Origin of the sequence: Streptococcus sp. HMSC056C01 (assembly GCF_001811305.1) — a bacterium.
Taxonomy (GTDB): domain Bacteria; phylum Bacillota; class Bacilli; order Lactobacillales; family Streptococcaceae; genus Streptococcus.
Window position 1 is genome coordinate 1 of record NZ_KV804191.1, and the last position, 252, is coordinate 252.

Genomic DNA, 252 nt, shown 5'->3' on the forward strand with positions numbered 1-252 from the left:
TGGAGGATTACCCAAGTCCGGCTGAAGGGAACGGTCTTGAAAACCGTCAGGCGTGTAAAAGCGTGCGTGGGTTCGAATCCCACATCCTCCTTTATTATTAACGCGGGATGGAGCAGCTCGGTAGCTCGTCGGGCTCATAACCCGAAGGTCGTAGGTTCAAATCCTGCTCCCGCAATAAGGCTCGGTAGCTCAGTTGGTAGAGCAATGGATTGAAGCTCCATGTGTCGGCGGTTCGATTCCGTCTCGCGCCAT

Annotated in this window: 3 tRNA genes; all 3 read left to right on the plus strand. The window is 54.4% G+C overall.

Annotated elements, in window-relative coordinates:
• Position 1 precedes the first annotated feature (1 nt).
• A tRNA-Ser gene (locus HMPREF2795_RS02530) sits at positions 2-91 on the plus strand.
• A 10-nt stretch (positions 92-101) separates the two neighbouring features.
• Positions 102-175, plus strand: a tRNA-Met gene (locus HMPREF2795_RS02535).
• Positions 176-178: 3 nt separating this feature from the next.
• Positions 179-251, plus strand: a tRNA-Phe gene (locus HMPREF2795_RS02540).
• Position 252 lies beyond the last annotated feature (1 nt).